We start from the raw sequence: 13,532 nt of genomic DNA, 5'->3' as shown, positions 1-13,532 counted from the left end.
TGTGTGTTCCTCTACGGGATGACGCGGACGAATTTGCGTGAGCCGACCTGCAGGACGGCCGGGCGCGGGGCGGTCCAGCGCGCGGCGGGATCGGTGACGGGCGTGCCGTCGATGCGCACGCCCCCTTCGGCGACCAGCCGCGTCGCGGCGCGCTTCGAGTCGGCAAAGCCGGCCGCGACGATGAGGTCGACGAGTTTGGTTCGCCCGTCGAGCGGCAGTTCCGGCATCTCGGCCGGAATCTCGCCGCGCTGAATCGTCCTTTCGAACCACGCACGGGCCGCTTGGGCGGCGTCGCTTCCATGATAGAGCGCGACGATCTCCTCCGCGATACGCTTTTTCTCGTCCATCGGGCTGCGCTCGCCGGCCGCCAGGCCGCGTTCGAGCGCGGCGACCTCGGCGGCGCTCCGCCAGGCGGCGAGGCGCGCGTAGCGCGCGATCAGGGCGTCGGGGATGCGCATCGTCTTGCCGAACATATCGTTCGGCGCATCGGTAAGGCCGATGTGGTTGCCGAGCGATTTCGACATCTTCTTCTCGCCGTCGATCCCCTCGAGCAGCGGGACGGTGATGCAGATCTCCGGGCGCTGTCCCGCATGCACCTGATACGGACGGCTGATCAGCAAGTTGAAGAGCTGGTCGGAGCCGCCGAGTTCGACGTCGACGTGCATCGCGACCGAGTCGTACGCGACCGCGACCGGATAGACAAACTCGTGGAGCGCGATCGGCGTCCCCTGCGCGTAACGCTGGGCGAAGTCGTTGCGCTCGAGCATCTGCGCGACCGTCGTCTGCGAGAGCAGTTTGTAGAGGTCGGCGAACGTCAGCTTCGAGAGCCACTCGCTGTTGTATTTCAGCGTGACCCGCGACATATCCAGCACCTTGCCGGCCTGCGCCGCGTAGGTTTGCATATTCGCTTCGATCTGTTCCGTCGAGAGCGGCGGGCGCAGCGCGTTGCGGCCGCTCGGATCGCCGATGCGGGCGGTGAAGTCGCCGATCAGGAGGATCACGTCGTGGCCGTCGTCGACGAAGCGCTGCAGCAGGCGCAGCACGACCGCGTGACCGATGTGCAAATCGGCGGACGTCGGATCGAGCCCCAGGTAGACGCGCAGCGGCGCGCCGGTCGCGATCCGCTCCGTCAGTTCGGCGAGCGTCTCGACGTGATCGCAGCCGTCGGTGAGGAATTCGGCGCGCTCGCGCGCCGTTTTCGTGGTGGTCATGAGGTCGGCGACCGGAGTTCAAAGACGGTCACCCCGCCGCCTCCCTCGTCGGCGTTGCCGTAGCGGACGTTCTGCACGAACGGATGCGCCTTGAGGTATTGCTGGAGCCCGCGTCCGAGCAGGCCCGTCCCTTTGCCGTGGATCAGGCGCAACGGCGAATGCCCCAGCATGATCGCATCGTCGATCCAGCGCTCGACCAGCGGCTCCGCCTCGACGAAACGCTTTCCGCGCACGTCGATCTCGGTCTGCGCGCTCGACACAACTTCCAACGCCGCCTCACCGCCCCCGTCCCGCGACGTGTCACGCTGAGCTTGTCGCCCCCCGTCACGCTGAGCTTGTCGAAGCGCAGCCCCTTCACGCCCCGCAGCCACCCCCTTGCGCCGCAGATCGCCTTTCGGCACGGTAAGACGCATCGCGCCGACTTGCACCAGCACGCTTTCGCCGAGATCTTCGATGACGGTGCCGTCCTGGTCCCATGAGGTGACGTGGACGCGGTCTCCGGGGGTGAGCGGTCGCTGCGCTTCGACAAGCTCAGCGTGACCGTGCCCGTCGACGCGCTCGGGGTGACGGGGGAGGCCGAGGTCACGGTGCATTTGGTCGAGCGTACGGGCGAGGAGGTCGGCTTGGCCTTGCGTCACCTTCGGCGCGCGCCCCGCGCGTTCGCCGCGTTCCGCCGCGCGCTTCTCCAGCTCGGCCGTGAACTGACGCAGCGCCTCGGCAAGACGCGCGTCGGCGTTCTTCGCGAGTTCGCGGCGTTCGCGGTCGAGCGTCTCGCCGCGGCGGCGCGCATTGTCTTCGAGCGAGCGCAGGTGCGCGCGCTCGCGGGCCAGCTCTTCGCGCTCACGCGTGGCGCGAATGCGCTCTTCGGTCACCTCGGCGAGCGCGCGTTCGTAATCGCGCTCCTGCGATCCGAGTAGCGCCTCGGCGCGCGCGACGACCTGCCGATCGAGCCGCATCCGGCGTGCGAGCGCGAACGCGAGCGACTGGCCCGGCGACCCGACGTCGAGCTGGTACGTCGGCTCGTAGGTTTCGGGGTCGAAGCGCACGCTGGCGTTCGCGACGTGGGGATGGCCGGCGCCGAAGAGTTTCAACTCGGTCGCGTGCGTCGTCGCCATCACGCGCGCTCCCCGTTCGAGAAACCGCTCCAGCACCGCAACGGCCAGCGCGGCGCCGGCGTTGGGCTCGGTCCCGCTTCCGATCTCGTCGATGAGGATCAGCGTACGATCGTCGGCGGCGTCGACGATCTCCGCCAGCCGCCGCAGATGCGCCGAGAACGTCGACGCGTTCTGCGCTATCGACTGCTCGTCGCCGATGTCGGTGCACACGCGGATGAAGCGCCCGACCCGCGCCGCTGCGGCCGGCACGTGCATCCCGCACGCGGTCATCGTCACCGCGAGCCCGACCAGTTTGAGCGCGACGGTCTTCCCGCCCATATTCGGACCGGAGACGATCAGCATCCGGGTCTCCTCGCCCAGATCGACCGACTGCGGAACGGCGCGCTCGCCCAGCAGCAAATGGCACCCGTCGACGATCTGCACCACCGGCTCGTCGACGAGCTCCGGCGCGACCGCATCCATCTGATCGGCGACGCGCGCGCGCGCGGCGGCGAGGTCCAGGTCGACGTAGACGTCGACGTCGATCGCGATCTGGGCCGCCTCGCGCCCGACGAGGCTCGAGAGCTCGGCGAGGATCCGCGCGATCTCCGCCTGCTCCTGCACCTGCAGCGCGCGCATGCGGTTGTTCGTTTCGAGCGTCTCGAGCGGCTCGATGAACAGCGTCTGCCCGCTCGAACTCGTGTCGTGCACGATCCCTTGGATCTCGCCCTGGAACTCCGCCTTCACCGGCACGACGTAGCGCCCGTCCCGCACGGTGACGATCGCATCCTGGATCGCGCGCGCATAGCGCGCGGAGCGAACGATCGCGGCGGCGCGGTCGCGCGCATCGTCCTGCGCCTGCGCGATCCCGCGGCGGATCCGCGCCAGCGCGGGCGAGGCGCGGTCGAGGACGCTCCCGCGCTCGTCGATCGCGTCGGTGATGCGGTCGACCACCTGCGGCAAGGCCCGGAACGGCGCGCAGCGGTGCCGCAGCCGCGGGACCTCGGAATCGGCTTCGCGGATCCCGCGCACCGCCGCGGCGGCGGCCGCGAGGGCGTCGGCGATCGCGCGCAGTTCCCGCGCGGCGAGCGCGACGCCGCGCGCGGCGGTCGCGACCGCCTCGTCGACGTCGTCGATGCGCGTCATCCCGAAGCCGCGTTCGCGCGCCAGCAGACGCATCTCGGCGGTCTCGCCGACGAGCGTCCGCGTCTGCGTGAAATCGGCGGTCGGGACGCAGGCGAGCGCCCGCGCGTGCGAGCGCGGGGCGTGCGTCTGGCCGGCGTACCGTTCGCGGATGCGCCCGAAGTCCAGCACCTCGAGCCCGCGCTCGTCGATCAGCCGGTTCACAACCCGCGGTTCTTCGCGTTACGCGTCGAGCTTCTCTTTCAGCAGTTCGCCGACCAGCGAGGGGTTCGCTTTTCCACGCGACGCCTTCATCACCGCGCCCGTCAGGAAGCCGAGCACGTTGGTTTTCCCGCCCCGATAATCGGCGACCGACTTCGCGTTTGCGGCGAGCACTTCGTCGACGATCGCGGCGACCGCGCCGCGGTCGCTGACCTGCGCGAGCCCCTCGCGCTCGACGATCGCCTTCGCCGACCCGCCGTCGTTCCACAGCGTGTCGAGCACCGACTTCGCCGCCTTTGAGTTGATCGCGCCGGACTGCACCAGCGCGACCAGCTCCGCGAGCGCGTCGGGCGTCGCCTTGCCGTCGGCGACGTGCGTGCCGCTCTCGTTTGCGAGCCGCGAAAGATCGCCGAGAACGAACGCGAGCGTCCCGAGGGGATTCCCCGACGCCGCGACGGCGCGCTCGAAGAACGCCGCCAGCGCGCGATCGTCGGCGAGCTGGGTGGCGCGCTTCGAGTCGATCTTCCACTCATCGACGTACTTCGCATAGCGTACGTACGGCGTCTCACCGAGGGTCGCGCGCAAGCGCTCGACGTCGTCGATCGTGATGTCCATCGGGACGAGGTCGGGGTCCGGGAAATAGCGGTAGTCGTGCGCCTGCTCTTTCGAGCGCTGGCTGTGCGTCGTGCCGGCCGCTTCGTCCCAGCCGCGCGTCTCCTGGATCACGCGGCCGCCGCCCTCGAGCACCGCGATCTGCCGTTCGATCTCGCTGGCGATGGCGCGACGCACGCTGCGGAACGAGTTCATGTTCTTGATCTCGGCTTTGGTGCCGTACTCGCTCGCGCCGCGCAAACGCACCGAGACGTTGGCGTCGCAGCGCAGCGAGCCTTCCTCCATCTTCACGTCGCTCACGCCGAGTTCGCGGAACGTCCGCGCCAGCGTCTCGAGAAACGCGACCGCTTCGTCGGCGGAGCGGATATCGGGCTCGCCGACGCACTCCATGAGCGGAACCCCGGCGCGGTTGAAGTCGACCAGCGACGAGGTCGCGCCGGCGAGCCGGCCGTCGGCGCTCGCGTGCGTCGATTTGCCGGTGTCCTCTTCCAAGTGGATGCGGGTGAGCCGGCACTCGCCGCGCGTCCCGTCCTCGAGCCAGTAGTGCACGATCCCGCCCTGCGTGATCGGCATGTCGTACTGCGAGATCTGATAGTTCTTGGGCATGTCCGGATAGAAGTAGTTCTTCCGGTCGAACTTGGAGTGCGCGGGGATCGACGCCCCGAACGCGAGGCCCGCGCGAATCAGGTGTTCGATCGCCTGCGCGTTGGGGACCGGCAGCGCTCCCGGCAGCGCAAGGCACACCGGGCAGACGCGCGTATTGGGCTCGCCGCCGAACGCGTTGGGACAGCCGCAGAACATCTTGCTCGCCGTCTTCAGTTCGACGTGACACTCGATCCCGATGACCGCTTCCCAGTTTGAACTGCGTTCCGCACCCGGCTCCGCGCCCCCCATCCCTTCGGGACGGGGCCCCCCGTTCGAGCGCGCGCTCATCGTGTTGCTCATGCGCGATTCCCCGAGGGCGCGCGCAACGACATGCTGCCTTCCATCTCCATGGTCCGGGGCGTCAGTCGGTCGGCGTGGCGCGTCGCGCGTTCGTAGGCGTGCGCGTAGCCGAGCAGCGCGCGCTCGGTGAAGAGCGGCGTGGCGAGCTGCAGGCCCATCGGCATCGGCCGCGAGCCACCGTCGGGGACGACGGCGCCGCACGGCACCGAGAGCGACGGCAAGCCGGCCAGCGACACCGGGATCGTATAGTAATCCATCAGATACATCGCCACCGGATCCGTCTTAGCATTGAAGCCGAACGCCGGCGACGACGCCGCCGGCGAGGCGATGACGTCGCAGCGTTCGAACGCACGCGCGAAATCTTCCGCGATGCGCGTGCGCGCTTTCTGCGCCTTCACGTAGTACGCGTCGTAGTAGCCCGAGGAGAGCGCGTACGTCCCGATCAGGATGCGGCGCTTCACCTCGGGGCCGAAGCCGGCGGCCCGCGTCGCTTCGTACATCTCGCCGACGTCGGCGGCGTCGACGCGCAGGCCGTAGCGCACGCCGTCGAAGCGCGCAAGATTCGACGAGCACTCCGCCGGCGCGATCAGATAATACGTCGCCAAGCCGTACTTCGCGGTCGGCAGCTCGACCTCGACGAGCTCGGCGCCGAGCGCCTCGAGATCGGCGTACGCCTGGCGATAGCAGGCGTCGATCTCGGCGCCCAGATCGCTCGTCGCGAACTCTTTCACGATCCCGACGCGCACGCCGCGCAGATCGTCGCGCAGATGCGGCGCGCTCGGTTCCAGCGGGCGGTCGACGCTGGTGGCGTCGAGCGGATCGTGACCGCCCATCACGTCGTACACAAGCGCCGCGTCCTCGACGCTGCGCGCGAACGGCCCGATCTGGTCGAGTGACGACGCGAACGCGATCAGCCCGTAGCGCGAGACGCGGCCGTACGTCGGCTTGAACCCGACGGCGTTGCAGAACGCGGCCGGCTCGCGGATCGATCCGCCGGTGTCGCTGCCGAGCGAGACGGTCGCCTCGAAACCGCCGACGGCGGCAGCGCTCCCCGCCGACGATCCGCCGGGGACGCGCTCGTGGTCGTACGGGTTGCGGGTGCGCTTGAGCGCCGAGTTCTCACCGGACGATCCCATTGCGAACTCGTCGAGGTTGGTCTTGCCGATCGGGAGCGCACCGGCGTCGAGCAGACGCTGCACCGCCGTCGCCGTGTAGGGCGCGATGAAGTGCTCGAGGATCTTCGAGCCCGCCGTCGTCGTCGTCCCGGTGACGCACATGTTGTCTTTGATCGCCAGCGGGACGCCGGCGAGCGGAAGCGTCTCGCCCGCGGCGATCCGCGCGTCGACGCGCGCCGCGTGCGCGCGCATCAGTTCCGGCGTCAGTTCGAGGTAGGCGTCGAGCTCGGCGTCGGCCCGCGCGACGTGCGGGATCATCGTCTCGGCGATCTCGGCGGCGCTCGCCTCGCGCGCGTTCACGGCGCGCGCGATCGCGATCGCCGAGTCACGGACCGGATCGGTCATCAGCCTTCCTCCGCGATGATCCGCGGGACGCGGAAAAAGCCGTGCTGCGCCTGCGGCGCGTTCTGCAGCGCCGCCTCGCGGGAGAGCATCGTCTCGGGGCGCAGCGCGTCGGCACGCTGGACGTTGCGCGAGGGGATCACCTGCGCGGTTGCGGCGACGTTGTCGGTGTCGAGCTCGCGCAGCTCGTCGACGAAGGTCAGCAGGTTCCCGAGCTGCGGTCCGAAGGTCGCGATCTCGTCCTCGGTGAGCGCCAGCCGCGCGAGGCGCGCGACGTGACGGATGTCGATGCGATCCGTAGCCATGACCGGTTGAGGTTCGCGCGCGAAGGGTCGAAATCCGCCGTGCCCGCGTCGGCGGACTCCGCCCCGCCGCGCCGAACGCACCATCGTCCTCATGCGCCATCCCCGTTCGTTGATCGCGGGAGCGATCGTTCTCGTCTGCACTTCGGCCGCCGGTCAGGCGCCGGTCCCTGCTCCGCAGGCGACGAAGATCCCGGTCAGCGACACGTACTTCGGAACGACCGTCGTCGATCCGTACCGCTGGATGGAGCAGAACGGACCGGGCCTGCGCGCCTATCTGACCGAGCAGGGCCGGCGGACGCGCACGACGCTCGACGCCCTGCCGGGACGCGCCGCGCTCGAAGCGCGCGTGCGCGACCTGCTCGCCGCGAACGAGAGCGCGTCGGCGGTGATGGTCCGCGGCGACACCACCTTCTTCTTGCGCACGCCGGCCGGCGGCAACGCGGCGAAACTCTACGCGCGTCGCGACGGCGCGGAGCGGCTGCTGCTCGACCCGGAGCGCCTCCCCGGCCCGCGCGAGGCGATCGCGTATTATCTGCCGTCCGACGACGGCGCGCGGGTCGCGGTCGGGCTCGCACCCGGCGGTTCGGAGAACGCGACGGTGCGCGTCATCGACGTCGCGACCGCGACGATGCTCGGCGACGGCAGCGATCGCGCGGACTTCGGCGTGACCGCGTGGAGCGATGACGGCCGCGCATTCTATTACGTCAAGCGTCAGGCGACCGACGCCGCGACGCCGGCGAACGCGAAATATCTCAACGTGCGGGCGTACCGGCACGTGGTCGGCGACGACGGCACGCACGACGCCGCCGTGTTCGGGGCCGGGATCGATCCGTCGATCCCGGCCGGTCCGCGCGCGTACGCCGCCGTCGGCCTCTCGCCGCGTGCCTCGATCGCGGTGGGGATGCTCTTCGACGGCGTCGACCGGTTCGTCACGGTCTACGTCGGCGACAAGCGCGCGCTCGCGCGGGCGCCCGGGGCGATGACGTGGCGGCGTGCGATCGTTCCCGCCGACAAGGTGACCGACATCGCGATCCGCGGAACGACGATCTACGCGCTCACGGCGAAGGACGCGCCGCGATTTCGCGTCGTGCGGTTCGACGCGTCGCGATCGTTCGCGCAAGCCGTCGACGCCGTTCCGGCGGGTGCGCGCGTCGTCGAAGAGCTCGCGGCGGGATCGGACGCGCTCTACGTGCAGTCACGCGAAGACGGGCGCAGCCGCATCACCCGCGTCGCGTACGACGGCACGCGCAGCGAGATCCCGCTCCCGCTCGACGGGACGATCTCCGGCCTCGAAGCGCGCGACGACCGGCCCGGGTTCGTCGCGCGCCTCGACTCCTGGACGCGTCCCGCGCGCTGGTACGCGTACGATCCGGGAACGCGCCGCGCGCACGACCTGCAGATTACGCCGCCGGCGGCGATCGACACCTCGGCGATCGTCGCCGACGAAGTGACGGCTCGCGCCGACGACGGCACCGCGATCCCGCTCTCGATCGTGCGCCGTCGCGATCTCCCGCTCGACGGCTCGCACCCCGCGATCCTCTACGCCTACGGCGCCTACGGAATCCCGGTCGAGGCCGGCTTCGCAGCCTCGCGCATGGCGTTGCTCGAGCGGGGCGTCACCTTCGCGTACGCGCACGTTCGCGGCGGCGGCGAGTACGGTGAAGCCTGGCATCTGGCGGGAAAGGGCGCGCGCAAACCGGTCGCGATCAGCGACTACCTCGCGTGCGCGCACTGGCTCGTCGAACGCGGTTACACGGCTCCGGCGCGTTTGGTCGCACGCAGCGGTAGCGCCGGCGGGATCGTGGTCTCGGGCGCGTTCGAACGTGCGCCGGAGCTGTTCGCCGCGGCGATCGAAGAGACGCCGCTGTCCGATCAATTGCGCGCCGAGACGAGCGCGAGCGGCCCGGCGAACGTCCCGGAGTTCGGCACCGTGACGACGGCGGCGGGTTTCGCCGCGCTGTACGCGACCAGCCCGCTGCATCACGTCGTGCACGGCACCGCGTATCCCGCGGTGCTGATCACCGCCGGCGTCAACGATCCGCGCGTCGACGCGTGGCAGGCGGCGAAGTTCACCGCCGCCCTGCAGGACGCGACATCGAGCGCGAAGCCGGTGCTGCTGCGGGTCGATTTCGATGCCGGCCACGGGCTGATCGGCAGCTCGCGCCGTCAGGCGGTCGCGCTCACGACCGACGAGTTCGCCTTCGCCCTCTGGCAGACGGGCGATCCGGATTTCCAGCCTTAACCGGGCTCCTTGTCGACGAACTCCGGATACTCGTGCTTCGCGTACGGGTCTTCCGGCGGCCACACCGGGATCTGATCGTCCCACGGCGTCGGCTCCCGTTCGGGGAGCGCCGCCTCGGGCTCGGCATCGATCCGCCGCAGCGTCACCAGCGTCTCCACGTGACCGGTCTGCGGGAACATGTCGAACGGCTGCACGACGCCCAGCGCATAGCCGCGTTTCGCGAGGTACGCGAGATCGCGCGCCAGCGTTGCCGGATTGCACGAGAGATACCACACGCTCGCGACGCGCGCGTCGGCGATCGCGGCGAGCGTCGCCTCATCGCTACCCTTGCGCGGCGGATCGAGGAACACGATCTCGGCGGCCTCGAGCGCCTGTTTCCCGCGGCTGTGCGCGACCGTCCCCTCGACGCGGCCTTCGACGAACGTCACCCGGTCGCCGACGTCGTTGATCTTCGCGTTCTCGCGCGCTTCGCGCACCGCAGCGGGGTTCTCTTCGATCCCCACGACCGTCGCGCCGCGCGACGCGAAGAAGATCGCGAACGTCCCCGCGCCGCAGTACAGATCGACGATCGTTCGTCCGGGCTGCAGCGCGGGCGCGAGGAAGCGGAAGATGCGCCCGACCATCTCGCTGTTGACTTGGAAGAACGATGCCGGGGAGACGCGATAGCGCACGCCCTCGATCGACTCTTCCATCTCGCGGCGGCCCCACACGTAGAGCATCTTGCGGCCGAGCACGGCGTTCGCGGTGCGCGGTTCGAACGAGTTCGAGATCCCGACGATGCCGCGAATGCGGCGCGCGATCTCCGGCGCTTCGGCCGCAAGATCGGGCGAGCGCCGTTCCGTCGTGATCGACAGCACCGCTTGTCCGCTCGACGCGCCGGCCCGCACGATCGCGTGCTTCGCTCCGGCGAAGGCGGCGCGCGACTGCGGCGCGCGCGCCGCCGCGTAGAGGCCGCCGATCGCCGCGTCGAGCTGCGGCAGGACGACCGGACAGCTCTCGATCGGGACCAGCGCGTGCGAGCGCGCTTGATAGAATCCGTAGACCGGTTCGCCGCCCGCGTGCTCGACGACCAGCGCCATCTTGTTGCGATAATTGCGCGGGCTGGTCATCCCGACCGGACGCCGCACCTCGACGCCGGCGAAGCCGCCGATGCGGCGCAGCGCGCTGCGGACGATCTGCTCTTTCCATGCCAACTGCGCGGGATATGCCAGGTGCTGGACCTGACAGCCGCCGCACACGCCGAAGACGCCGCAGAACGGGCGCGTGCGGTACTCCGACTCGCGTTCGTACGCGACGACGTCGGCGACCGCGTACTTCGGCTTCACCTGCACGATGCGGACCTTCGCGTGCTCGCCGGGCAACGGGCCGGTGACGAAGACGACGAACCCGTTGAGACGTCCGACGGCCTGACCGTTGGCGAGCAGATCCGTAAAACGCACCGAGGCGACGGCGCCCGGCACGAGGCCGCTCGCCGCCGCCGGCGGACGCACGGACACTAGACCTGCTTCTTTTCGTCGAGGGTCTTGATCAGCCGGTTCGCTTCGTCGATCAGGGCCTGGATGCGCTCGGCGGTCTCGTCGGTGGCGGCCGCGCGCCGTCCGAGGGTGATGCGCAGCACGACGAACGTCAGCGCGGCGGACGCCCCCGCGACGCCCAGCCACAGCAGCGTCCGCCCGAGCGGCAGCGCCGAGCGGCCGTTGCCGGGCTCGGGCACGTTCGTCGTCGTCGGGGCGGAACTCTGATCGGTCACGATCTGTCGTTTCGTCGGCGCGATGCCGCGGTCCGTCCGAGCGAAGAAGCGGCTAACCCGCCGCCGCCGGCTCGGCGTCGGCGTGCTCGAGCTCGCGCCGTTCGGCGCCGGTGATCACCTTCGCCAGGTCGAGCAGGATGATCAGGCGGTCTTCGATCTTTCCGACCCCGCGGATATACTCAGTGTCGACGCCGGCGATCATCTCGGGCGCGTCTTCGATCGCGTCGGTCGGCAGGCGGAGCACCTCGCTCACCGAGTCGACGACCATCCCGACCCGCTTCGTGCCGATCTCGGTGACGACGAAGCGCGTGCTCTTCGTGTGCTCCGCCCGCGGCATCGCGAAGCGGGTGCGCAGGTCGATGATCGGGATCAGCTGACCGCGCAAGTTGATCACGCCCTCCATGAAGACCGGCGCGCGCGGCACGTTCGTGACGGCGACCATGCGATTGATCTCCTGCACCTGCGCGATGTCGACGCCGTATTCTTCCGAACCGAGCTTGAACGAGACGACTTGAATGGTGTCCATGGACTTACACTCCGGAGAACTCCGCGCGCGTCGCTTTGCCGGCGCCGTAGGCACCGGCGACGAGCGAGTGGACGTCGATGATGAGCGAGATCGATCCGTTGCCCAGGATCGTCGCGCCGGAGATGCCGGGGATGCGGCCGATCACGTCGGAGAGCGGCTTGATGACGATCTCCTGTTCGCCTTGGAACGAGTCGACGACGAGCCCGACTTGACGGCCCTGCAGCCCCACGATCACGATCATCACCTTCTCAGGGTCGCGCGGCGCGTCGAGCCGGAAGAACTCGCCGACGCGGATCAGCGGCACGACCTGACCGCGCAGGGTGATCACCTCGCCGCCGTGTACCGTGCGGACGTCGGCGGCGTCGATGCGCTGCGACTCGATCACCGCGTCGAGCGGGATCGAGTACAGTTCGTGCGATGCGGACCAGCAGCGCCTGGATGATCGCCAGCGTCAGCGGCAGCTTCATCGTGAACGTCGTCCCCGCGCCGGGCGACGAGTCGACGTCGAAGATCCCCTTGAGCCGCCGGATGTTCTTCTTCACCACGTCCATCCCGACGCCGCGGCCGGAGACGTCGGTCACCTGTTCGGCGGTCGAGAAGCCGGGAGTGAAGATCAATTCGATCGTCTCGCGATCCGAGAGGCGATCGGACTCGCCGATCACGCCGATGCGGATCGCCTTCTCGCGCACGCGGCCAAGATCGATCCCGCCGCCGTCGTCGGCGATCTCGATGATCACCTGATTGCCTTCGTGATAGGCGTTCAGCGCGATCGTGCCGTGCTGCGGTTTACCGCGCGCTTCGCGGACGTCCGGCGGCTCGATCCCGTGATCGACGCAGTTGCGGATCAGGTGCATCAGCGGCTCGCCGACTTCGTCGACGATCGTCTTGTCGAGATCGGTCTCGGCGCCGGAGATCGTCAGGTGGATCTCTTTGCCGCGCGCTTTCGCGAGATCGCGCACCGTCCGCGGGAACCGGTCGAACACCTGACCGATCGGCACCATGCGCACCTTCATGATGCTCTCCTGGATTTCGTTAGTCGTGCGCGCGAGCAGCGCCGACTATTCGGAGAGATCCTTCGCCAGGGCCGCGAGCGCATGCTGGGCACTCCCCTGGCCGCCGAGTTCGCGGCCGAGGGTCGCGGCGATGTCGGAGATGCGCGTGCGGTTGATGACGAGCTCGCCGACCAGGTTGAGCAGCATGTCGAGGCGCTCGATGTCGACGCGGATCGTCTGGTTCTTCACCGCCGCGGTACGGAGCGGTTCGGGCGCGGCGACCGGGGCGCGCACCGGGTTCGCCGCGGGCGTCTTCGCCGGCGACTTCGCCGCGGGCTTGCGCGCGACGCTCTTCGTTTCGACTTTGGCGGGCTTCGGCGCCGGCGTCTGCGGCGCAGCCGCGAAGAGCCCATCGACGGCCGCTTGCGCGGCGGCGACGTCGAGGGCCACCGCCTCCTCGGCGGGGACGTCGGCGGCGGGGCGTTTGGCGTGCGCCTGCGCGAGCATCCGCGCGATCTCGACCTCGAACTCCGGAACCGGCTCGCCGGTGCGGTGTCCGTCGATCACCTGCGCGGTCGCATCGTAGACGGCGGCGAAGCCGTCGAGCCGCTCGACGTACGCGCCGACGCCCGGCGGATCTTCGAGTCCGCCGACCGCCGAACGCACCAGGGCCGTGAGCACATCACGGCCTTCGAAGAGCAGGTTGACGCCGCTCTCCGTGAGCGGCATCCGACCCTTGCGCAGCAGGTCAAAGACGTTCTCGAGCTTGTGCGCGATCTGCTGGACCTGACGGAAGTCGAGCATCCCGGCGCTGCCCTTGATCGTGTGCAGCGCGCGGAAGAGCGAGTCGACGATCTCGCCGTCGACCGTTCCGGAGTCGACCAAGCGATCGAGACGCAGCAGATCGGCGTCGATCGACTGCAGCAGTTCGTCCGTCTCGTCGCGGAAGTATTGGACGAACTCCGCCCGGTCAAAAACATCATCCGCCGACATC

General features: G+C 69.5%; 12 protein-coding genes. 1 reads left to right on the top strand and 11 read right to left on the bottom strand.

Annotation, left to right across the window (positions count from 1 at the left end; translation table 11 throughout):
* Positions 1-11: 11 nt before the first annotated feature.
* The 5 genes from tyrS to gatC are packed head-to-tail and all read right to left on the bottom strand — an operon-like array spanning position 12 to position 7,028.
* Positions 12-1,211: a tyrosine--tRNA ligase gene (tyrS, locus tag WPS_RS06590; protein WP_317997044.1), complete on the bottom strand. Its 1,200-nt coding sequence runs from the start codon at positions 1,209-1,211 to the stop codon at positions 12-14.
* Positions 1,208-3,652 (bottom strand): endonuclease MutS2, encoded by a 2,445-nt coding sequence (locus WPS_RS06585; protein WP_317997043.1) that lies wholly within the window; start codon positions 3,650-3,652, stop codon positions 1,208-1,210. The genes tyrS and WPS_RS06585 overlap by 4 nt, the downstream gene beginning before the upstream one ends.
* An 18-nt stretch (positions 3,653-3,670) precedes the next feature.
* Positions 3,671-5,206, bottom strand: a complete 1,536-nt coding sequence (gatB, locus tag WPS_RS06580) for an Asp-tRNA(Asn)/Glu-tRNA(Gln) amidotransferase subunit GatB (RefSeq protein ID WP_317997042.1) — start codon at positions 5,204-5,206, stop codon at positions 3,671-3,673.
* The gene (gatA, locus tag WPS_RS06575) at positions 5,203-6,726 is read right to left on the bottom strand and encodes an Asp-tRNA(Asn)/Glu-tRNA(Gln) amidotransferase subunit GatA (protein WP_317997041.1); all 1,524 of its coding nucleotides are present in this window, start codon (positions 6,724-6,726) and stop codon (positions 5,203-5,205) included. The genes gatB and gatA overlap by 4 nt, the downstream gene beginning before the upstream one ends.
* Positions 6,726-7,028, bottom strand: a complete 303-nt coding sequence (gene gatC / locus WPS_RS06570; protein WP_317997040.1) for an Asp-tRNA(Asn)/Glu-tRNA(Gln) amidotransferase subunit GatC — start codon at positions 7,026-7,028, stop codon at positions 6,726-6,728. The genes gatA and gatC overlap by 1 nt, the downstream gene beginning before the upstream one ends.
* Positions 7,029-7,119: 91 nt before the next feature.
* Between gatC and WPS_RS06565 the strand changes: the two genes are divergently transcribed.
* Positions 7,120-9,270: a prolyl oligopeptidase family serine peptidase gene (locus WPS_RS06565; RefSeq protein WP_317997039.1), complete on the top strand. Its 2,151-nt coding sequence runs from the start codon at positions 7,120-7,122 to the stop codon at positions 9,268-9,270.
* Here WPS_RS06565 and rlmD read toward each other — a convergent pair.
* Genes rlmD through WPS_RS06535 form a run of 6 tightly spaced genes read right to left on the bottom strand, consistent with a single transcriptional unit; the run spans position 9,267 to position 13,531 of the window.
* On the bottom strand, positions 9,267-10,766 hold the full coding sequence (gene rlmD, locus WPS_RS06560) for a 23S rRNA (uracil(1939)-C(5))-methyltransferase RlmD (RefSeq protein WP_317997038.1): 1,500 nt from the start codon (positions 10,764-10,766) through the stop codon (positions 9,267-9,269). The genes WPS_RS06565 and rlmD overlap by 4 nt on opposite strands.
* On the bottom strand, positions 10,766-11,020 hold the full coding sequence (locus WPS_RS06555) for a hypothetical protein (RefSeq protein WP_317997037.1): 255 nt from the start codon (positions 11,018-11,020) through the stop codon (positions 10,766-10,768). The genes rlmD and WPS_RS06555 overlap by 1 nt, the downstream gene beginning before the upstream one ends.
* Before the next feature lie 52 nt (positions 11,021-11,072).
* Complete coding sequence (locus tag WPS_RS06550) at positions 11,073-11,546, bottom strand: chemotaxis protein CheW (protein WP_317997036.1); 474 nt, start codon at positions 11,544-11,546, stop codon at positions 11,073-11,075.
* A gap of 4 nt (positions 11,547-11,550) precedes the next feature.
* The gene (locus WPS_RS06545; protein WP_317997506.1) at positions 11,551-11,913 is read right to left on the bottom strand and encodes a chemotaxis protein CheW; all 363 of its coding nucleotides are present in this window, start codon (positions 11,911-11,913) and stop codon (positions 11,551-11,553) included.
* The gene (locus tag WPS_RS06540; RefSeq protein ID WP_317997035.1) at positions 11,795-12,559 is read right to left on the bottom strand and encodes a chemotaxis protein CheA; all 765 of its coding nucleotides are present in this window, start codon (positions 12,557-12,559) and stop codon (positions 11,795-11,797) included. Before WPS_RS06540 ends, WPS_RS06545 begins: the two co-directional genes overlap by 119 nt.
* A 45-nt stretch (positions 12,560-12,604) precedes the next feature.
* Complete coding sequence (locus WPS_RS06535; protein ID WP_317997034.1) at positions 12,605-13,531, bottom strand: Hpt domain-containing protein; 927 nt, start codon at positions 13,529-13,531, stop codon at positions 12,605-12,607.
* Position 13,532: the final 1 nt, after the last annotated feature.

Origin of the sequence: Vulcanimicrobium alpinum (assembly GCF_027923555.1) — a bacterium.
In the GTDB taxonomy this organism is placed as follows: domain Bacteria; phylum Vulcanimicrobiota; class Vulcanimicrobiia; order Vulcanimicrobiales; family Vulcanimicrobiaceae; genus Vulcanimicrobium; species Vulcanimicrobium alpinum.
This window is presented reverse-complemented; position numbering and strand designations above follow the sequence as displayed.